The organism is Tenericutes bacterium MZ-XQ (assembly GCA_002838205.1).
Lineage (GTDB): Bacteria > Bacillota_I > Bacilli_A > Acholeplasmatales > Acholeplasmataceae > Mariniplasma.
Genome location: CP017950.1, coordinates 1,698,300 through 1,719,354, shown reverse-complemented (window position 1 = coordinate 1,719,354; position 21,055 = coordinate 1,698,300). Strand labels below are relative to the sequence as shown.

The 21,055-nt window shown below is 32.7% G+C and carries 18 protein-coding genes and 4 tRNA genes; 16 read left to right on the top strand and 6 right to left on the bottom strand.

Annotation, left to right across the window (positions count from 1 at the left end):
- The first annotated feature begins 123 nt into the window (after positions 1–123).
- Entirely contained in the window at positions 124–1,041 is a 918-nt protein-coding gene (locus BK011_08595) for a hypothetical protein (GenBank protein AUD65736.1), read from the top strand.
- Here the strand turns inward: BK011_08595 and BK011_08590 are convergent.
- From BK011_08590 to BK011_08575, 4 genes are all read right to left on the bottom strand, one after another.
- A complete protein-coding gene (locus BK011_08590; protein ID AUD65735.1) occupies positions 1,014–1,235 on the bottom strand; it encodes a hypothetical protein in 222 nt (73 codons plus the stop codon). The genes BK011_08595 and BK011_08590 overlap by 28 nt on opposite strands.
- Before the next feature lie 4 nt (positions 1,236–1,239).
- Positions 1,240–2,547 carry a hypothetical protein gene (locus BK011_08585; protein AUD65734.1) on the bottom strand — a complete coding sequence of 436 codons (1,308 nt, stop codon included), beginning with the start codon at positions 2,545–2,547 and terminating at the stop codon, positions 1,240–1,242.
- 64 nt (positions 2,548–2,611) lie between these two features.
- Positions 2,612–2,971 carry a hypothetical protein gene (locus BK011_08580; GenBank protein AUD65733.1) on the bottom strand — a complete coding sequence of 120 codons (360 nt, stop codon included), beginning with the start codon at positions 2,969–2,971 and terminating at the stop codon, positions 2,612–2,614.
- A gap of 4 nt (positions 2,972–2,975) precedes the next feature.
- Positions 2,976–3,527, bottom strand: a complete 552-nt coding sequence (locus tag BK011_08575) for a hypothetical protein (protein ID AUD65732.1) — start codon at positions 3,525–3,527, stop codon at positions 2,976–2,978.
- Between the two features lie 231 nt (positions 3,528–3,758).
- Between BK011_08575 and BK011_08570 the strand changes: the two genes are divergently transcribed.
- The 8 genes from BK011_08570 to BK011_08535 all read left to right on the top strand — a co-directional run bounded on the left by BK011_08570 (position 3,759) and on the right by BK011_08535 (position 11,055).
- Positions 3,759–4,712, top strand: coding sequence for a hypothetical protein (locus tag BK011_08570; protein AUD65731.1), 954 nt, complete (start codon positions 3,759–3,761; stop codon positions 4,710–4,712).
- Positions 4,713–4,775: 63 nt separating this feature from the next.
- Positions 4,776–5,732: a phosphate ABC transporter permease subunit PstC gene (locus BK011_08565; protein AUD65730.1), complete on the top strand. Its 957-nt coding sequence runs from the start codon at positions 4,776–4,778 to the stop codon at positions 5,730–5,732.
- Positions 5,716–6,927, top strand: a complete 1,212-nt coding sequence (locus BK011_08560) for a phosphate ABC transporter, permease protein PstA (protein AUD65729.1) — start codon at positions 5,716–5,718, stop codon at positions 6,925–6,927. Before BK011_08565 ends, BK011_08560 begins: the two co-directional genes overlap by 17 nt.
- On the top strand, positions 6,924–7,694 hold the full coding sequence (locus BK011_08555; protein ID AUD65728.1) for a phosphate ABC transporter ATP-binding protein: 771 nt from the start codon (positions 6,924–6,926) through the stop codon (positions 7,692–7,694). Before BK011_08560 ends, BK011_08555 begins: the two co-directional genes overlap by 4 nt.
- 14 nt (positions 7,695–7,708) lie before the next feature.
- Entirely contained in the window at positions 7,709–8,371 is a 663-nt protein-coding gene (locus tag BK011_08550; GenBank protein ID AUD65727.1) for a phosphate transport system regulatory protein PhoU, read from the top strand.
- 19 nt (positions 8,372–8,390) lie between these two features.
- Positions 8,391–9,047, top strand: a complete 657-nt coding sequence (locus tag BK011_08545) for a hypothetical protein (protein ID AUD66177.1) — start codon at positions 8,391–8,393, stop codon at positions 9,045–9,047.
- Positions 9,044–10,732, top strand: a complete 1,689-nt coding sequence (locus BK011_08540; GenBank protein ID AUD65726.1) for a hypothetical protein — start codon at positions 9,044–9,046, stop codon at positions 10,730–10,732. The genes BK011_08545 and BK011_08540 overlap by 4 nt, the downstream gene beginning before the upstream one ends.
- A gap of 62 nt (positions 10,733–10,794) precedes the next feature.
- On the top strand, positions 10,795–11,055 hold the full coding sequence (locus BK011_08535; GenBank protein ID AUD65725.1) for a hypothetical protein: 261 nt from the start codon (positions 10,795–10,797) through the stop codon (positions 11,053–11,055).
- Between the two features lie 37 nt (positions 11,056–11,092).
- Here the strand turns inward: BK011_08535 and BK011_08530 are convergent.
- A tRNA-Trp gene (locus BK011_08530) sits at positions 11,093–11,167 on the bottom strand.
- Positions 11,168–11,237: 70 nt separating this feature from the next.
- Positions 11,238–12,209 carry a hypothetical protein gene (locus BK011_08525; protein AUD65724.1) on the bottom strand — a complete coding sequence of 324 codons (972 nt, stop codon included), beginning with the start codon at positions 12,207–12,209 and terminating at the stop codon, positions 11,238–11,240.
- Between the two features lie 128 nt (positions 12,210–12,337).
- Between BK011_08525 and BK011_08520 the strand changes: the two genes are divergently transcribed.
- From BK011_08520 to BK011_08490, 7 genes are all read left to right on the top strand, one after another.
- Positions 12,338–12,413, top strand: a tRNA-His gene (locus BK011_08520).
- Between the two features lie 11 nt (positions 12,414–12,424).
- A tRNA-Gln gene (locus BK011_08515) sits at positions 12,425–12,498 on the top strand.
- 93 nt (positions 12,499–12,591) lie between these two features.
- Complete coding sequence (locus BK011_08510; GenBank protein AUD65723.1) at positions 12,592–14,157, top strand: hypothetical protein; 1,566 nt, start codon at positions 12,592–12,594, stop codon at positions 14,155–14,157.
- A 56-nt stretch (positions 14,158–14,213) separates the two neighbouring features.
- Positions 14,214–14,298: transfer RNA gene (locus BK011_08505), tRNA-Leu, on the top strand.
- Between the two features lie 169 nt (positions 14,299–14,467).
- Entirely contained in the window at positions 14,468–14,923 is a 456-nt protein-coding gene (locus BK011_08500) for a peroxiredoxin (protein ID AUD65722.1), read from the top strand.
- A gap of 24 nt (positions 14,924–14,947) precedes the next feature.
- Complete coding sequence (locus BK011_08495; protein ID AUD65721.1) at positions 14,948–18,487, top strand: pyruvate:ferredoxin (flavodoxin) oxidoreductase; 3,540 nt, start codon at positions 14,948–14,950, stop codon at positions 18,485–18,487.
- Positions 18,488–18,610: 123 nt separating this feature from the next.
- Complete coding sequence (locus BK011_08490) at positions 18,611–20,863, top strand: hypothetical protein (protein AUD65720.1); 2,253 nt, start codon at positions 18,611–18,613, stop codon at positions 20,861–20,863.
- Positions 20,864–21,055 lie beyond the last annotated feature (192 nt).

Genomic DNA, 21,055 nt, shown 5'->3' with positions numbered 1-21,055 from the left:
ACCTTGATGGTGTTTTTTTTGTAAAAACAAAAAAATGACTAAAAATACCTAAATTTTAACAAAAAAAATTGAATTAAAACGTTTTCTATGCTAAATTATATTTACATGTGGAGAGAAATATATATGGAGAAATACTTTAAACAGGCACAAAAAAATTTAAAAAATAAATACGGTGTTGATGTTATTGATGATATTATTCTTGGGAGTAAAGATCGTGTTTTGCTTTATGCAGATATATCAAATAAAGAGGATATTCATTTACATGTCATTAGCAACTCATTAAAACTCGTTGGATTATCAGAAAGCGATCAAATATCGATGAAAGAGCTGATGAACCTCATTGATTACAGTAATAAATATGCTGAGGTATCGGGTATTACAGAATACAAGAAGTATATTATTAATGAATTACATAATTTCGATAAAAGCATGAATATAACTATACCAGTCATTCATAAAAATCTAAGAACATGGATTCACTTTGATGGTTTTAAAGTTGAGTCAAATCAAAACATTTATGCGCTATTTGCAACTAACATTACTGAACTTATGGAACACGAAGAAGAATTATACGAAAAAACACATAAAGACTCATTGACAAAATTATTTAATAAATATGCTTTCGATTATCATTATGGACTAAGATATCATATGGATCATTTACATATTTTATATATAGATATTGATGATTTTAAGAATATTAATGATCAATATAGTCACCATGTTGGTAATGAAGCCTTAATAAAAATGTCTCATGTACTTAAGCAATACGAAACCGAACATAACAAATTCTATAGGTTAGGTGGAGATGAGTTTGTTGGATTATTTTTTGAACAAACGGAGAAAGTTTTACACGTTGCAAATGATATTTTAAGTAAAACAAAACAGATCGAGTTACCTAAGACAAGTAAAAGATTTTCAGTTTCCATGGGTATCATAAAAGGCACAGTCAAAAATGATTTAGTTAGAAAAGCAGATGATTTATTATATCAAGCTAAAAATAATGGTAAAGATCAATTCGTTTTTGAGATTGAAGTATAAAAAATGCGCTTCTCGATTTGAGAAACGCATTCTTTTTTACTTAATAGGAAGATATCTTTATTCATAAAATCGTGGATATCAACAGGTGGTCCAAAGTAAAAGCCGTTTTGAAGGGCATAGCGATAGTCTTCTAAGCGAAGTTTTTTCTCTTCATCAGAAATTTTCAATTTGATGGTATTAAAATATTTTGGCATAGGTTTAACCTCCGGGGTCTCTTAGTAAAGAATAATCTAGATTAAGTTTCATGATGTGGCCACATGAACATAAGATGGGATGATACTTATAAATTGATTTTAGCATATGTATCCAATTTGAGCGAGAACGTTTGAGTTTAATAGAAGCATTTGAAAGTAGTTTTTTGAAAGTAGCGACCGATTTCTTTGATTTATTTGCATAGAAACCAAAATAGCGAATGGTGTGAAAGTGCTCATCTGGAATGTGAACGATGAGTTTGGCAATAAACCTAAAGACATGTTCAGTGATGGTTTGTCTACCAAGAAATGAAGGATCATCTTCTGATTTATCATCATCTTCATGAGGATCATAGGTCCAAGTGATCATATGGGTAGAAGTATCGAGATTCAAAATACGTTCTTCAGAAATTGCAGGACGTGAAGCATAACGTGTGATATAATCAGAAACTTTTTTCGCAGCATTCAGAAAACCATAATCTTTAAGTTTTGGACCATGTGCATAAAAGCCTTTCTTATATTTTGAGATGAGAGAAGATCTCAAACGATTGAAGCGGTTATAGATGTCCTTACTCGCGTGGACCTTTAAGTAATTTGAGATATTTCTAAGTAAAGCAAGTTGGAAGTAAAGTCTAAGTTTTTCAAAATGAAAGTAAGAAAACTTTCGCAAGTTTTGATTGAGATCGAGCGTTCTTTCAGCAACCAAAACGTGAATATGAGGATTAAACTTAAGATCACGCCCAAAGGTATGAAGAAAAGCAATGAGACCAAGTCTACGATCTTCTTTAACTGCAATCTTTGATGAAAAGACAAGTGCTTGAAGCGCTTCATTAACAGATGAGAAAAAGACATCAAAAAGCCCCCGATAAATTCTAAAGTAATCTCTAAGTTCTCTAGCGATAGAAAAGACGAAGTGACGGTGAGGGACATCTAAAAGTTTTGATTGAACAGCAATCGTTCTTTTCTCACGATAGTTCTGGTTACAAGAAACACAAAATCTAGAATGACAAGATAAACCTTGGAGATGAAAGTTATCACAAGAAGGACACTCGAAAAAAAGATGTCCTTTAGATAAATTTTTACAGTCAATCATTTTTTCAACATTAGAAATGATGGCAGGTCTTAGTCTATCGATAAACAAAGGTTTAAATATGGGCCAGTATGTTTGAAAGATGGATTGAATGGTTAGTTTTGGCTTTCGATAGGCTTTCAAATTTGAAAGTTTATTCAGTTCATTTTCATAGACATCCTTACCCTGCATCGCAGCGAAGGCTAAGAGATCTATAAACTTATATTTGAGTAAGATAGGGTCCATGATTCTATTATAAAAAGAAAGATAAAAAAAGAAAAGGCGATTTTATCGCCCTGAGTGAATTTATTCACTTTTGTTCCTCTTCTTTTTTTGTTTCCTTAAGCTTTGAGTAAAATAAGTCTTTGATTTCATTTGGACTCATAAATGGTAACAAATGAGACTCATCAAATCCTTCAAGTTTACCTTCACTTATTTTTTCTCTAATCATATGAATTGTATTTGCAGATACAAATGGTAACACATGCATCAAGTGATCATGCTCATTTTTCTCAATCATTTGGGCAACGATTTCTTCTAGTTTGTGTCTTGATAAAAATGGGTATAACTTGTAAAGAGGTACTTCAGTAACTTCATTAGATAATATTTTATCAGCAAGTTCTTCTAAATCTTCATCATTCATAAATGGTAAATATTTGTAAACGTTCATTAGTTTACTCCTTTCTTATATAAATATGATTTTTATGTGAGACCATACGTCTCTCTTCAACAGTTAAATATGGATATAGTTCATCGATCTGAAGTTTATCATAAGTGATGATATATCCTAATAAGTAAACACGTTCATCTTCACTTAAATGTGGCCGCATGAGTGTATATGGTAGTGTTATCTTGCCTTGAATGACAAGGTTAATAAACTGTTTTCTTTCTTCAATAGTAAATAAATAGAAATATGACTTAAAATCTTTATCAAGTTGATCAGACTTGATAAGGTTTGAAAACACAGCTTCTCTTGGTAACTGGATCAGTTGTTTATCCAAATCCTTTATTAAGAGATCAGTATCTTCTAAGAGTGATTCTATACTGATGTTAAATAGTTCAGTAAGAAGAATCATCGCCTCAATGGAAGGTATACTTTTTCCAGTTTCCCATTTGCTAACTGCTTGACGTGACACATATAGCTTGCTAGCGAGCTCATCTTGTGTCATGTTTTTTTCTTTACGTAAAGATTCAATCGTTTTCCCGATTTTTGCTAAATCAACCATACATACCTCCTTTACACTCTTATTTTAGCACACAAAAAAATGTTTTAAAGCAACCTTTAGTTGCAGCATATATTTACAAAAAACAAGTGATATAAGATTAAGATTGGTAAATAGAAAATGTTTACACTTTTAATTTTACAATAAATTTACTTAACTCTTACTGATTCATGATATCTTATTTATTTGATTAAACATATAATATGATTGAAAAAATAAATGAGGAGATTTGAAATGAAGAAAATTAAAGGTTTAATGTTATTATTAGTCTTTGGCTTAACTTTAGGACTTGTTGCATGTCAAGCTGAAGAAGAAGGATTTAATACAGATAGTAATATTACTGTATATACAAGAGATACTACGTCAGGTACAAGAGCAGGTTTTATGGGTGGTATTGGATTTGATGAAGCAGAATCAAGTGATGATGTTTTGGTTGAAGGTTTTGTTATTAAAGATAACACAGGCATCATGACATCATTGCAAACAGATGAGTTTGGTATTGGTTATGTATCATTATCAAGTTTAACTAACGAAATTAAAGGTTTATCATTTAATGGTGTAGCACCAACAGAAGCAAATGTTATTAACAACACATATGATTTAAAACGTCCATTTAACTGGATGGTTAGAACTGAAGGTGACTTCCCTAGTCAAGAAGTTGAAGACTTAGTTGAAGCATTCGTTGCATTCTTAGGAACTACTGATGGAGCTGATATCATCAATAATGCAGGTGCAGTTGCACTTCCAGCTACTCAAACTTGGGATGATATTAAAGCAAATTATCCAATTACTGAACAAGATAATAGTGGTGTAACTGTAAGATTTGGTGGATCGGATTCTATTCAAAAAGTAGCAGAAGCATTAACACAAGCATTTAGTGCTAAAGCTGGTAACTTCGTCGCTGATCATGACCATACTGGTTCAAGCGATGCGTATAAGAGAGTTGTTGGCGATCAAAAAGATGAATCTGTAGGCAAAGATGTTGGATTTGCATCTAGACCATTCAAAGATAGTGAGTTAGAAGTTGGTGGAGTTGCACTTCCTGAAGAACAATATGGTCAACTTGCATGGGATGCTATTGTAGCAATCGTTCATGTTAATAATCCATTGAACAATGTCACAGCAGATGATTTAAGAAAAATCTATGATGGTACCTATACTAAATGGTCAGATTTAATCACTGAATAAAGTTTAAGATAAATAAGATGAAGACCTTTATTAGGTCTTTTCTTGCGTGTAAAGGATGAGAATATGCAGCAATTATTAAATTTAAGAAAATCAAAGAACGGAAAAAACAAAATCATTGATATCATCACAAGAAATTTTTTATTCTTTCTTGCGATTTTATCATCATCATTTGTGTTTGTTGTTGTAGGTGTTATCCTAGTCAAAGGAATCACACCTTTTATCAGTGATAATGGTGGACTAGGATCAGTGAGTTTGTGGAGATTTTTGACAGGAGATACATGGCTCATTGGTGAATCTTTCAACTCTAATCTATACAGTGTAGGGTTTATCATAGTAAGCACATTGTTTATCGCCTTTTTATCACTATTATTAAGTTTTCCTGTAGGTGTATTAACTGCTTTATTTATTGCAAAGATTGCACCAAAAAGACTTGCTGAAACGTTAAGAACGGTTATAGAACTTTTAGCATCGATACCCTCAATTATTTATGGTTTATTTGGTGCAGGTTTTGTATTAAAATTCGTATATAATTTTAGTGCACTTATCGGCTATCAATCAAAGGGTGGTAACTCTATGCTAGCAGCTGTGATTGTGCTAGCAATTATGACAATACCAACAATTACTTCAATTAGTGAAGTTGCAATTAGATCAGTAGATAAAGAAATTATTCACGGTTCACTAGCATTAGGAGCAACGCCTATGCAAACGAATTTTAAAGTTGTATTAGCGGCAGCTAAATCTGGAATTTTCACATCTGCAATATTGGGTGTAGGTAGAGCACTGGGTGAAGCAACTGCAGTCAGTTTAGTCGCTGGTGGTAGAAGATCTGGACTATCTTTTAATATACTAGATACAACATCCACTTTAACAACAACTATGCTTGAAGGTATGAAAGAAACTGTAGGCTTGGATTATGATATACGCTTTTCAGTTGGTATTGTTTTAATGGCAGTGATATTGCTTACCAATTTAATCTTGAATACGATTAAAAAGAAAGTAGGTCATGTCCATGTTAAATAGAAATAAAAGAGAAAATTTATATAAAGGGATAACATATGGTGCTTCGTTTATATCTCTTGGTGTATTATTGCTGATTGTAGGATATGTATTTTTAAATGGATTTAGATTATTAAATTTTGATTTAATTACCAATAATTATACTGCAGTTACTTATATTGCAGATCTGGATGAAGGATTTGAGTTAGGTAATTATACAACAAGTAAAGAGTTTAATGAAGAGACTTTTTATTCGGAAAAATGGGGGCTAGCATTAACTGATGATACTGATTTACAAGGTAAAAATGTGATTGTAGTGACTTATGTTCATCCTGATTCACCACTCCATACACTTCAAAATAAAGGTGTAGGTGATCCTAATTTAGATTTGAGAACTGAATATGAAGTGATCAGAATTGCATTTGATGGTGCAGCAAGCGCTTTATCAAGCCGTGGTGCAGAAAACATGATCAATCTCCTTGATCAACAAGATAATATTAGAGAATTAGAGTTTGCGACCACGGGTGGAGGCATTAGAGGTTCTATTATTACAACACTTTACTTAATTGTATTAACCCTCGTATTTGCCCTTCCTATTGGTATTGGTGCAGCAATCTATTTAAATGAATACGCAAAAAATAATAAATTTAATCGTATGTTAAGATCATTTATTGAAACTTTAACTGGTGTACCATCGATTATTTATGGTCTCATGGGTCTAGCCATATTTGTACCCATAACCATTAGACTAACATCAGCAACTACAGGGAATCTAATTTCTGGTTCAATGACTTTAGCAGTAATTCTATTACCAGTGATTATTAGAACGACAGAAGAAAGTTTAAAAGTTGTTCCTGATGATTATAGATTTGCAAGCTTAGCTTTAGGAGCAAGTAAAACACAAACAGTGTTTAAAGTCATTTTGCCGAATGCATTTAGTGGTATTTTAACAGCAACATTACTGGCAATCGGTAGAATTATTGGTGAAAGTGCTGCGTTAGTATTCGCAATCGGTACATCGATTAAAGATGACGTGTACCTAACAGATAGATCAACCTCTTTAGCAGTGCATATATGGTCGATGATGACTGATGAACCTGCAAATATAGAGTTATCATCAACGATAGCATTAATTATCTTGATGATTGTATTAGTATTAAATATATCAATTAAGTTGGTATCAAAAAGATTTATGAGAAAGTATGGTGTAGTCAGATGACAATAGTTGAAAATAAAAAAACATTTGAAGTAAAAAATCTAGATTTATATTATGGTGAAAAACAAGCTTTAATCAACATAGAACTACCGATTTATGAAAAAGAAGTTACAGCGCTAATCGGTCCTTCTGGATGTGGGAAGTCCACATTTTTAAGAACGTTAAATCGAATGAATGATTTGGTTGAATCATGTAAGATTTCTGGTGATGTTTCATATCACGGACAAAACATTTATGATCAAAACACTGATGTTATTGGACTTAGAACGAAAGTCGGTATGGTTTTCCAAAAACCTAACCCCTTTCCAATGAGTATTTATGATAACATTGCTTATGGTCCAAAATGCCAGGGTTTAAAAAACAAACAGGAGTTGAATGAAATTGTTGAAACTAGTTTAAAACAAGCAGCTCTATGGGATGAAGTTAAAGACAGGTTAAAAGAAAGTGCATTGTCGTTATCTGGTGGACAACAGCAAAGACTTTGTATTGCTAGAACGATTGCGATGAAACCAGAAGTGATACTAATGGATGAGCCGACTTCTGCGCTTGATCCGGTTGCAACCGCAAAAATAGAAGATTTAGTGGTAGAATTAAAGAAAGATTATACAATTGTTATCGTAACACATAACATGCAACAAGCTGCGCGTATATCAGATAAAACAGCATTCTTCTTAATGGGTGAGCTCGTTGAATTTGGGGATACAAATCATGTATTTTCAACCCCAGAAAATAAAAAAACAGAAGAATATATCACCGGTAGATTCGGGTAAAAAGGAGAAAAAATATGACATTAAGACAACATTTAGAAGAAATGATTGAAGAACTAAAAAAACAAGTTGCAGAGATGGCAGATCTTGCCTTAAGTAATTTAAGAGAAGGTTTGGATGCATTTAAAAATAATGATTTAGAGCTTGCTAAAGTAGTCATCAAAAAAGATGACCAAGTTGATCAGTATGAAGAAGAGATCGCTAAACAGGCGTTAAAAATTATATGGAGAGAACAACCAGTCGCAAGCGATCTTAGGCTGGTTACTGGTATTTTAAAACTCATTACAGACTTAGAGCGTATTGGTGATCATGCTACAGATATCGCAGAAATGACACTTCACCTAGAAGGTAGTCTAAATAAAAGAGTTTTACCAATTACATCTAAAATGGCTGAAATTGTTGAAGAAATGGTTTTATTAAGTATAAAAGGATTGGTTCATGTGAATGAAGAAATTGCACAAGAAGTCATTAAAAAAGATGATTTAGTCGATGAATTATTCCAACAACTCATCACAAAGATGACAACTGAACTAAAAAATGATAAAATTGATGCAAATGAGCTCATTTATGTGCTCATGGTTGCTAAATATTTTGAGCGTGTTGGTGATCATGCAGTAAACATAGCACAATGGATTATCTTCATGGTTAAAGGAACACATAAGAATACATTGTTATTCTAAAGGAGGGGCATATATGCCAATGATTTATTTTGTAGAAGACGATCAAGCTATTCAATATGTGATTGAAAAAACGATTGAAAATGCTGGCTTTAAAGGTCAAGGCTTTTCTACTGGAGAAGCATTTATGCAAAGTTTTAGAAAACAAAAACCAGATATGATTTTACTCGATGTGATGCTACCTGATACATCAGGGTTAGATTTGCTGAAATTGATTAGAAAAATTGATACCCATATACCGGTTATGATGGTATCTGCACTACAAAATGAAATGGATAAAGTGATAGCTCTGGACTTAGGTGCCGATGATTACATGACAAAGCCATTTGGCGTTTTAGAGTTAACATCACGTATCCAAGCAAGACTTAGAACCCTTCAAGGCGATTATATTTTCTCGCTAAAAAATGTGAGATTAAATGACAAAAAACATACATTTAAAATCAACGAAGAAGAAGTTTATTTAACAAATAAAGAATATGAAATATTAAAATTGTTATTAAAAAATCAAGGTGATGTTGTTTCTAAAGAAATGATTTTTAAATTTGTTTGGGAAACAGATTTTATTGGTGAAACAAGAACATTAGACATGCACATCAAATCATTAAGACAAAAACTAAGAACAAATGACGCGCATGTAGAAATAAAAACTATACGTGGTGTGGGGTATCATATCGAATGAAAAAAGCCGTCATTAGAAATAACATCTTACTTTTATTAAGTGCATTTATGTTGTTTTTTGTGATTGTTTTTTTAGCCATGTATCATTTCGAAAAAAGACATCAATCATCGATGATGTCTTTTTTGTTAGATGAAGTTGTTACAAGTTACGAAAACTATAGCGAATCAGATCAAGATTTTGTGAGTTCATTTGATCAAAGCCAAAGAAGAATAACTATTTTAGATCAAAATGGATTAGTCTTAGCGGATACACATGATGAAGAAATAGGGCAAGATAAAAGTGAGAGACCTGAAATTCTTGATTTAGGAGCAGTGTACATCAGAAAATCTGACACGATTAATGTCGATTTACTATATATTGCTAGTCGTCTAGATGATGGCACATATATAAGGGTTTCTATTCCATTAGAAACACAAATCAGCACCTATCGTCAAGTGATGTGGGCATTAGTCATCAGTGCCTCATTCATTTTAGTTATTTACTATTTTGGATTAAAAAGAGTTAATGAAAATTTATTAAAACCTTGGGATAAAGTCAAAGATGGTATGGTTAGACTTAATCAAGGAAAATATCAGATGATGAGTTTAAATAGCCCTTATGAAGAAATCAATGAAATGCTTCATGAGATGAACCAAATCAATTATGAAACATCAAAAAACTTAAATAAAATTCATAATTATCAGGAACAGCTTAGATTTATTTTAAGCGAAATTAGACAGTCTATATTGTTATTTGATCATCAAAAAAAACTCATGTTCTTTAATGATGATGCAAGCATATTATTCGACTTAACAGATGAATATTTGAATCAAGAAGGATATAAGTTTATTAGAGATGTCGAGCTTAATAAGGCGATTGATAGTGTTTATGAGCACAACAAACCATTTCAAAAAGACTATAAAGCTAAGGATAGAATTTATGATTGTTATATTTATCCTCTACACAAAAACGAAGAAGATGAACATCTTGCAAGTATTTTAATGGTGTTAAAAGATGTTACTGAAGAACGACAAATAGGACAGATGAAAAGAGATTTCTTCTCTCATGCATCTCATGAACTAAAATCACCACTGACTGCGATCAGAGGATATGCCGAATTAATTCTTTATGACATGATTAAAGATCAAAAAGAAGTTAAGGAAAGCTCTAAAAAAATTATCAATCAAACTGAGTTTATGTCAGCGCTTGTTGAAGATATGCTGATGTTATCAAGATTAGAAAACATTAAGGAAGAAACATATCAAGATATAAAACTTCATCAGATTTTAGATGAAGTCCTAGATACACTTAATCAACCTTTAAAAGAAAAAAATATGAAAATCAATATCATACACAAAGAAGATATTTCATATTACGGTGATCCTTTGGATTTTACTAAGTTGTTTAAAAACCTGATTGAGAATGCTTATAAATATAGTGATGACAACAAGACGATTTCACTTGAACTAAAAGCAGTTAAAGATGAAGTTTTATTTATTGTTAAAGATCAGGGTAAAGGCATTCCTAAAGAACACCAAACACGCGTGTTTGAAAGATTCTATCGTGTCGATAAAGGTAGACTTGATGGTGGTACAGGTTTAGGACTAGCAATCGTTAAACATATTGCGATCAAATATCATGGGAAGATTAATTTGAAATCGAGCCTTTCAGAAGGTACAACCATCAAAGTTTCTTTTAAGCGTTAATATGAAGAAAAGGAGTTATCTTTGTTAAAATGTATTTGATATAAAACGTAAGGAGTTTAAAAATGTCAAAATTATATATGTTAACAAAACCTAATTGTCCTAATTGCAACAAATTAAAGCTTTTTTTAAAGACCGTGTTAAATAATAAATATCAACATGATATTACCATAGTAGATAAAGAAGAGAACTTTGATTTCTTTGTAGAAATGGTAAAAAAATATATGGTATTAGCTTTACCTGTACTAATCAAAGATGACGATATCTTAATAGATATGAAGCCGGATTTGGTTAAAGCATTTTTACAAAAGCATACTGGAAAATAAAAAAAGAGCAGTAATTCTGCTCTTTGTCATTTATATATGGCAGGGATAACAGGATTCGAACCCGTACTAACGGTTTTGGAGACCGCTGTGCTACCATTGACACCATATCCCTAACAGCATGTATAAGTATAGCATAAACAAAGATTAAAATGCAATTGTTAAAAAAGAAAAAAGACGAAAATTTACTTTTCGTCTTCAACATCATCTTTAAAGATTGCTTGATTGGATACTTTAACTTCCTTTTCTTGTTTCATTCGCATTCTTTGTCTTACATATTTATGGAAGAATAAGAAATAAGTAATCATGAGTACAACTAAACCATAAATAAACATGATTCTCCACATCACACCATTATATCCTGATAAATCGTCTTTTTCGGTAACTAAATTAAACTGAATGATATCATCTTCTGTAAGACCATCATCACCAAAGTCATCACTTAAACGATAAGATTCAGGATCGATCGCAAAATTGCTATCTTTATGATCGTCGTGTACAGCATCTCTATATTCAGTAGTAGAAGCAACAAAGAATGGGATTTCATCAAAAACATAACTGCCATTATCATTTGTTTCGCCATTAGAATACTCTAGTGTTAAAGTCTCGATAGTTGCATACTCAGGTTCAGCATTTTCATCATCGTTTTGAATCAACATATAATTTACAGCATCAAATAAAAATAATGCAGGAACATTGTAAATACTAAACTTTAATATAGGATCATAAATAATGCTGCCATTGTTTTGATACTCTTCATTAACCAAGAGTGTTTGATGAGATAAAGTTACTGACATTCTTATAATAGGGTTATCGATGAGTTCATCGTTTTCAGTGATCTTAATATTATTAATCACAAACATTAAACCATCGTATTTTTCTTCTCCATAAGAAATACCAATAGCATAAGCAGATAAATTAAATTGATAATCGCCTTCGTCACTGATGTATTCATAAACTTTTGGAGTTTCACGATAATAATCAATCGTAAGAGATGTCATTAATCCCTTAAGTAAAGTTTCATCATCGTCTCTATTTTCTCTAATCTCACCATCATAATATTCTTGTAGTTTCGCAGTATATGCTAATCTAAATACTACAACTGAAATAAATACAATTGCAAGCACATAGATGGATCTACCTATCCATTTCATCATGTATATCACACCTTTCGTAAAGTATGATACACGATAATTTATAAATATACAACTAAAATAAAAAAATTACATTATTTCACTTTACAAATATGAAATTTATTGTATAATAGAAATTGCGCTATGATATGGCGACCGTGGCGAAGTGGTTAACGCATCGGGTTGTGGTCCCGACATTCGAGGGTTCGATTCCCTTCGGTCGCCCCATAATAGCATTTAGGCCCATAGCCAAGGGGTAAGGCAAGGGACTTTGACTCCCTCATCGTTGGTTCAAATCCAGCTGGGCCTGCCATTTAAAAGTTAGAGAAGCGACCTGTCGTTTCTTTTTTCTTTTTAAAGTAAAAAACCTTTTATTTCAATAGTATGAAATAGGAGGAATAAAAACATGAAAAAAATATTTATTTTTATTACAATGATTTGTTTAAGTTTAATCTTATTGCACGGAGAAAGTTATGCAACAGTTGAAACGCTTCCTATTGGAAAAAATTATTTAGATGTTTCAACATTATTTGAAGTTGGTAATGAACCAAATGTCTATCAAAGTAACACAGAGTTTAAAATTAATAATGGACCAACCTATACGCTTGTGATGAGTAGACAGGCTGTTTCTGTTTGGTATGACGAAATACAAACATTAGAAGCCGAAATAACTTATGTGAATGCTGCAAACCCCATGCCTTTGGCTTATCAAAAAGATGAAGTTAATGAAAGAGTTTATATTGAATTTACACCAAATGATGATTATCTTTTAATCGAGATTTTGCATTTAGATGCTTCAAATTTTGTTGCACCATATGAAATCATTTTATATGAAGGTACCTATCAAGATTTCGCTGGTTTTGAACCATTTATTGATCCTAATGATGTCTTAAAATATTATGGGCAAATAAAAATAAACTACGATAATCTTTTAACAACAGAAACCATCTCTTCATATATTACAGCACAATCACCATCAGGATTAAATCTATCTAAGCAACTTTCTTATGATACTTATAGTCAAAGTGATCGCTTGCCTGGAAATTATGAAATGATTTATGAAGCAACTTTCAACAATATAACAAAGCAATACATTTTATCTGTTTTAGTTGAAGATTTAACTGCACCGGTGCTATCTTTATCTGAACCAATAAGGATACCTTTATCTGATAAAGTTGATGTCAACACATTAACATCATACATAAGTGTTACAGATAATGTTGATGTTTTATCACATGAACATTTAGCTATTACGTATGATACTTATACATCAGCTACAACTGTAGGGATCTATCAGATAACTGTCGATGTTACTGATTCAAGTTTGAATCATACTTCACAAACGTTTGATGTAGAACTATATGATAATCAAGGACCTATTATAAGAGGCTCATCGCAAATTTACTTGTATGTAGGAGATACACCTTTAACTCACGAACAAATTCTAGGTTATTATGTGATCACCGATGATGTCGGAGTTAATCTATCTAGCATTCGTATATCTCATGATGGATATTTGCTAAACACTGAACCAGGCATCTATATGATGACCGTATCTGCCAAAGATACATCAGGAAATACATCGACAAAAGACATTTATATTCATGTAATTGATAACCGAGGACCGGAGTTTAATGTGAACGATTCATATATCATTACAACAACACCAACTCAAATAAAGTCAGCAGAGGATATTATAACTTGGTTATCACAGACACTAGAAAGTGAAGGTGTAACAGCTACAAATATATCTATAGATCATAACGAATATGAACATAGAGCAAGTAAATCAGGTGCTTATTATGTATATATGAACTATCAAGTTGATGATCAAACATATCAAACACGTGTTCTCATAGATGTTGTTGACGAACCGGGGTTTAATATGTTATATTTATTAGGAATCATTCCAATTTGCGGACTCATTGTTCTTTCTTCGTATATATATAGAAAGAGAAAATTAAAAATCTAAGATTATTTCAAAAAAGAATTGACACTTTTCTAAAAAAAAGGTATAATTCTTTTTGCGCGGGTGTGGCGAAATTGGCAGACGCACTAGACTTAGGATCTAGCGCCTTACGGCGTGCAGGTTCAACTCCTGTCACCCGCACCAATTACTCAAAAGAAGCGACATTGTCGTTTTTTTATTTGAAATCCTAAAGTTTATAAACTTTTTAAACTTTATTAAATATATGTGAAATTTCGAGAAACCCTTAAAAAAAACCTCCAAATGCGTTATAATGAAATGTGGGAAATGCTCATATCAAAAATGGAGGTTAACTATGTTAAAGGTAGGAACAAAAGTTCAGGATTTTTCTTTGCCTGATGCTTATGGAGAAACACATAGCTTAAAAGATTATTTAGGAAAAAAAGTAGTGATTTATTTTTATCCAAAAGATAATACTTCAGGATGTACAGCACAAGCCTGTGCATTTAGAGATTCATATGATCAATTCAAAGAAAAAGATATCGTCGTCATTGGGATTTCCAAAGATAGCGTAAAAAGTCATAAAAAGTTTGTTGAAGACTATGACTTACCGTTTATCTTATTAAGTGATGAGGATGTAAAAGTATGTTCATATTTCGGAGTATATGTTGAAAAAAGCATGTACGGTAGAAAATATATGGGTGTAAATCGTTCAACATTTATTTTAAATGAAGAAGGCGTTATTACTCACGTGTTTGAAAAGGCATCTCCAAAAGAGAATGCAGCTGAGATTTTAGAAGTATTAACTTAATACTAGAATCAGGAGGAAGTATTTATGGTAGCTAAAAAAGTTATTAAATCAATGGATGGTAACGAAGCAGCAGCATATTGTTCATATGCATTTACAGAAGTTGCTGGTATATATCCAATTACACCATCCTCACCAATGGCACAATACGTTGACCTTTGGGCTTCTGCAGGTAAAAAGAATTTATTCGGCATGCCTGTGAAGATTATCGAAATGCAAAGTGAGGCAGGCGCTGCTGGTACAGTGCACGGGTCATTACAAATGGGAGTATTGACTACAACATATACTGCATCACAAGGTTTATTATTAAAGATACCTAACATGTATAAAATCGCTGGTCAAATGTTACCAGGTGTTATTCATGTTGCGGCTAGATCTATTGCTGCTCAAGCACTATCAATCTTTGGTGATCATCAAGATGTTATGGCAGCAAGACAAACAGGATTTGCATTCTTAGCATCTACATCTGTTCAGTCTTCAATGGATTTAGGCGGTATTGCACATTTAGCAGCAATCAAGTCAAGTATTCCATTCGTTCATTTCTTTGATGGATTTAGAACATCACACGAAGTTCAATCAATCGAAGTTTTAGATTATGAAGTATTTGATCGATTATTAGATAGAGAAGCTGTTGCGAAGTTCAGACAAAAAGGATTAAATCCTGAAAGACCTGTAACTCGTGGTACAGCTCAAAGTGATGATGTTTACTTCCAAACAAAAGTATTACAATCATCACATTATGCACAAGTTCCTGATATCGTTAATGAGTACATGCAAGAAATCTCTAAGGTGACTGGTAGAGATTATGCACCATTTACTTATTATGGTGACAAAGATGCAACTGATGTTGTGATCGCAATGGGTTCTGTGTGTGAATCAGCTAAGCAATCTATTGATTATTTAGTAGGTAAAGGTAAGAAGGTTGGTTTGCTAACTGTTCATTTATATAGACCATTTAGCACTAAATATTTCTTAGACAAAATGCCTAAGACTGTTAAGAGAATTACAGTGTTAGACAGAACAATGGAACCAGGAGCAACTGGCAACCCATTATACTTAGATGTTAAATCTATTTATTATGATAAAGAAGATGCACCTATGATTTTAGGTGGTGTTTACGGATTATCATCTAAAGATACAACTCCAGCGATGGTTGTCTCAGTATTTGAGAATATGGCTGGTGCCCAAAAAGACAAGTTTACTATTGGTATTGATGATGATGTCACACATACATCGATTACCTATGATAAGAATTTAGACTTAACTGATGCGAACACTACAGAATTATTATTCTTCGGATTAGGTTCTGATGGTACAGTTGGGGCTTCTAAAAATATTACTAAGATTATCGGTGATAATACTGACTTATACTCACAAGCTTATGCGTCATATGACTCTAAAAAAGCTGGTGGTGTAACACGTATGCACTTAAGATTTTCTGACAAACCTATTCGTTCTACTTACTTAGTTAATTATCCTAACTTTGTATCATGTTCAACTGATACATATCTAACAAAATATGATATGTTAAAAGGATTGAAACAAGGTGGAACATTCTTACTAAATACACAAACACCTGCAGAAGATATTGAAACGTTATTACCTAATAAAGTTAAACGCCAATTAGCAATTAAAAAAGCTAATTTCTATATCATCAATGCAGTTGACTTAGCTTATGAAATTGGATTAGGTCGTCGTATTAATACAATTATGCAATCTGCATTCTTTAAGTTGAATGAACACCTAATGGACGCAGAAAAAGCAAATGAATTAATGAAATCATATGCTAAAAAAACATATGGACGTAAAGGTGATGCAATTGTTAAACTTAATGAAGAAGCAATTGACGCTGGATATAAGAACATCGTTAAAGTTGATGTTAAAGCTGAATGGGCAACATTAACTGATGAAGTAGAAGCATCTCATGATAGCCGTCCAGATTTCGTTAAAAAAATCGCTGATATCGTTAACGCAATTGAAGGTGATTCACTTCCTGTATCTGCATTCTTAGGTTATGAAGATGCACATATGGAAAATGGTGCTTCTGCATTTGAAAAACGCGGTATTGCAAATTACGTTCCTGAATGGAGAAGCGAAAACTGTATTCAATGTAATCAATGTGTGTTCGCATGTCCACATGGAGTAATTAGATCATTCTTAGCAGATGATCAAGAAGCAGCAAACGCACCTGAAAGCGCAAAATTCATTGATGCTAAAGGTAAAGACATGGCAGGATACAAATTCTCAATTCAAGTATCTACACTTGATTGTACAGAATGTGGTGTCTGTGTTGAAGTATGTCCTACAAAAGAAAAATCACTTGCAATGGTACCAATTGGTGATGAACTTGCTAAAGGTAGCCAAGAAACTGCAAATTATTTCTTCAACGAAGTTACATATAAAGACTTAGGTGATAACAATCCTAAGAACTTAAGTTTCAGACAACCTCTATTTGAATTCTCTGGAGCATGTGCTGGTTGTGGTGAGACACCATATGTTAAAGCACTTACTCAACTTTATGGAGATCATTTAGTGATTGCAAACGCGACAGGATGTTCATCAATTTATGGTGGATCATTCCCTGCAACTCCATATACGACAAATGCTGAAGGCTTTGGTCCAGCATGGGCAAACTCATTATTCGAAGATAATGCTGAGTTTGGTTTCGGTATGAGAATCGCTTATGAAACTGTAAGAGATAGAGTACAAACATTATTAGCAGACCATATGAGTGAAATGCCTGAATCACTTCAAGCATTAGCTAAAGAATGGATTGAAAATAGAAAAGATGCTTCAATCACAAGAAGATTAAAACCAGAAATGGTTAAAGAACTTGAAAAGATTGATAAACCATATGCTAAAGACTTACTTGATATCAAAGATTACTTTGTGAAGATTTCACAATGGATCCTTGGTGGAGATGGTTGGGCTTATGATATTGGTTATGGTGGTATTGACCATGTTATGGCAAATAACGAAGATGTTAATATTTTAGTACTAGATACTGAAGTTTATTCAAACACTGGTGGTCAATCATCTAAATCAGCGCCTACAGGATCAATTGCGAAGTTTACAGCTGCTGGTAAGAATACGAAGAAGAAAGACTTAGCTGCAATCGCTATGAGCTATGGCCATGTTTATGTAGCTCAAGTATCTTCAGGTGCTTCACAAGCTCAAGTTGTTAAAGCAATGAAGGAAGCTGAAAGCTATGATGGTCCATCAATCGTTATCGCATACTCACCATGTATCGAACACGGTATTAAAGGTGGTTTAACTAATTCTGCTCAACAAGGTAAGTTAGCTGTTGAATGTGGATATTGGCCAACATTTAGATTCGATCCAAGAAGAGAAGCTGAAGGAAAGAATCCATTCCAAGTTGACTCAAGACCTCCGGTATGGGATAAATACCATGATTATCTACTTAATGAAGCAAGATACTCACAACTTGCACAAATCAACCCAGATCATGCTGCTGAATTATTAGATAAGAATATGCAAGATGCTAAGAAACGTTGGAAGATGTATCAAAGATACCTTGCAATGGATTACTCATTAGATCAAGAATAGTAAAAAAATAGTAAAAACTGTACGATGTTTAGCATTGTGCAGTTTTTTTTAGTAGAAAAGTTTTGACTTTTTCCTAAAAAAGATTAAAATAGTATAAAAGAATAGCAGAAAGGAAATTTATACATGAGCCAAACTTTTTTAAAAAAGTTTTCTTTTAGTATCTTCATGTTGCTTTTGATATTTACTTTAGTTGCATGTGATCCTGAAGAAACCCCTGAGGATCCTATTGATCCAGTAGATCCAGTTACTTATGTTGTAACATTTGATACAAATGGAGGAGGTGAAGTTGCTTCTCAAACAATTGAAGAAAACAAGACAGCTACTCTGCCACAGGCACCAGAAAAAGAAGGATTCAATTTTGTTTATTGGTACCTTGACGATGAGAATGTCGCGTTTGATTTCTTGACAGTCATCACGGAAGATGTAACACTTTTCGCACTTTGGGAAGAAAAAATCCCTGAAGGGCCAACCGAAGAAGAACTGATTATGCTTGATATCGAAGCATTTGACAGCTTCGAAGGACTTGTTGTAACGACTAGTAGTCTTGAACTACCAAGCAAAGGTGAAAATGGAACTGTATTATCATGGTCATCATCTGATCCTACTGCAATCACAAGAAGAGGCATTGTTATTCCTAATCCAATCGGTGGAGAAGATAAACAAGTTACTTTGACACTTAATACAAGAAACGGTGATACAAGATTAACATTTACTTATGATTTAGTTGTTAAAGCAAAAACTGAAAGTGTCATTACAAGTGAAGTAGAACTCCCTTTTGAATCTACAACAAACGAATATACAGTCGCAAATGGAACTTTACTGACATATTATGTAGATGAAGGGCATGTACCATACGTCAATTTACAAGATTATATGAATTTGTTGAATGGATTTGTCTATTCTGATGAGATTGAATACTTATTTGATGCTGAAACTCAAGTCTTAACCATGACTTATGATGTCACTTATGATAATGACACTGAAGATCCTCTTGATGATGAGACATATACGTATACAGCATTATTGGATTTCGTAGAAAACACGATTACTGTAGATGATATGGCATTTTTTAGTGGTTATGTTCAATCAACCGGTACAAATTATTCTGAAGGATTATCGTATTTAGACGAAATGTATATCGAAGATGGTGACCAAGTTGTCTTTGATTTAGATGCTTACCGTTTTGATATGATTTATGATGATGGGGCGTATGTCATGCCTATTCATATTATTAATCTATTATTTGCTGGTAGTAGCTATTATAATGTTTATTATCACGTCGATGGTTATAAAGGCATTTATGCATTTGGTGAAGAACCAGAAACATTTAGAACAAGTGTAGCAAATGATACATCAGTACCTGCAGATGTTCAGTTAGCAACATTTGATGCGTTTGCATTTACTCTAGATTATTTATATGGTCTCAAAAAGACCAATAGCGTAGTTACGTATTATGATCAACTTTATGCAAACGTTCAAGGATTCTTAGGTGTTTCAACAAGCACAATAAATAATGCATATAGTGATTTTGTATTAGAAAACTTAGATGAACTGCATTCATCAATGATTTACACAACGGTCTATGATGATGTTGAAGGTGAAACACCTAGTTTATCGATATTAGATTTAGGGCCTAGAGTTAAATCTTGGTATGATGTTTTATTCTCAGTTCAAGATGCAATTGATGCAAGATGGCCAGATGGAAATATTCCGCCATATCGAATCATTGAAAACACTGCAATCATCTATCTTGATGGATTTGTAACGAAATCTGTAGATGATGATGAAAGTGTTGTTGATAGTGACGATTATATGAGAGATGCAATTGAAGCTATGTTTATCGAAAATCCAAATATAGAAAATATTGTTGTCGATTTATCATATAATACAGGTGGTAATTTAGGTGCATTATACCGAGTATTAGGATACGTAACAGAAAACCCTATAGAAGTAAATTATCAAGATCCACTGACGAATGAAAAACAAACGTATTGGGTAGAAGTAGCTACAAACGCAGTACAAAACGTCGATTGGTACTTTTTAACATCAAAAGTAACCTTTAGTGCAGCAAACCTTATGGCTGCAATCGGAAAATATCAAGGTATTGCAACTATTATAGGCTCAACGTCAGGTGGTGGAGCAAGTTCAATCATACCTGTTATATTACCTGATGGCTCTATATATCAATTAAGCAGCTTAAATGTCTTAAGTTATAGAGAAGGATCTGATGTAGATGGCTGGACATATAATGATATTGAGTATGGCGTAGAACCTGACTATTTCTTGGCAGTTTCTGACCTTTATAAAGATCAAGCCATTCTTGACTTAATAAATGCTATTAAAGATGGTACTGCAACACCATATGCTTCTTCATAATAGAAACAATGTATTCAAAAGTATTTCAAACACAAAAAAACTCATATGATTTCTATTTACAAAAGAAGAAAGTGGCATAATGTACCTATAAATATTATAAAAAAGGTAAAATTTTAACTATTATAAAACGTTTTCACATGAAAACTATAGAAATTTCCAAATAACGTGATATAATAGTAAAAAATAAAAGAA

Coding starts and splice junctions, on each gene's coding strand:
- BK011_08560 (AUD65729.1), top strand. CDS start 5,716: ATGTCCATGTTAAATAGAAATAAAAGAGAAAATTTATATAAAGGGATA.
- BK011_08555 (AUD65728.1), top strand. CDS start 6,924: ATGACAATAGTTGAAAATAAAAAAACATTTGAAGTAAAAAATCTAGAT.
- BK011_08590 (AUD65735.1), bottom strand. CDS start 1,235: ATGCCAAAATATTTTAATACCATCAAATTGAAAATTTCTGATGAAGAG.
- BK011_08500 (AUD65722.1), top strand. CDS start 14,468: ATGTTAAAGGTAGGAACAAAAGTTCAGGATTTTTCTTTGCCTGATGCT.
- BK011_08580 (AUD65733.1), bottom strand. CDS start 2,971: ATGAACGTTTACAAATATTTACCATTTATGAATGATGAAGATTTAGAA.
- BK011_08490 (AUD65720.1), top strand. CDS start 18,611: ATGAGCCAAACTTTTTTAAAAAAGTTTTCTTTTAGTATCTTCATGTTG.
- BK011_08525 (AUD65724.1), bottom strand. CDS start 12,209: ATGATGAAATGGATAGGTAGATCCATCTATGTGCTTGCAATTGTATTT.
- BK011_08495 (AUD65721.1), top strand. CDS start 14,948: ATGGTAGCTAAAAAAGTTATTAAATCAATGGATGGTAACGAAGCAGCA.
- BK011_08510 (AUD65723.1), top strand. CDS start 12,592: ATGAAAAAAATATTTATTTTTATTACAATGATTTGTTTAAGTTTAATC.
- BK011_08575 (AUD65732.1), bottom strand. CDS start 3,527: ATGGTTGATTTAGCAAAAATCGGGAAAACGATTGAATCTTTACGTAAA.
- BK011_08585 (AUD65734.1), bottom strand. CDS start 2,547: ATGGACCCTATCTTACTCAAATATAAGTTTATAGATCTCTTAGCCTTC.
- BK011_08570 (AUD65731.1), top strand. CDS start 3,759: ATGAAGAAAATTAAAGGTTTAATGTTATTATTAGTCTTTGGCTTAACT.
- BK011_08540 (AUD65726.1), top strand. CDS start 9,044: ATGAAAAAAGCCGTCATTAGAAATAACATCTTACTTTTATTAAGTGCA.
- BK011_08550 (AUD65727.1), top strand. CDS start 7,709: ATGACATTAAGACAACATTTAGAAGAAATGATTGAAGAACTAAAAAAA.
- BK011_08595 (AUD65736.1), top strand. CDS start 124: ATGGAGAAATACTTTAAACAGGCACAAAAAAATTTAAAAAATAAATAC.
- BK011_08565 (AUD65730.1), top strand. CDS start 4,776: ATGCAGCAATTATTAAATTTAAGAAAATCAAAGAACGGAAAAAACAAA.
- BK011_08545 (AUD66177.1), top strand. CDS start 8,391: ATGATTTATTTTGTAGAAGACGATCAAGCTATTCAATATGTGATTGAA.
- BK011_08535 (AUD65725.1), top strand. CDS start 10,795: ATGTCAAAATTATATATGTTAACAAAACCTAATTGTCCTAATTGCAAC.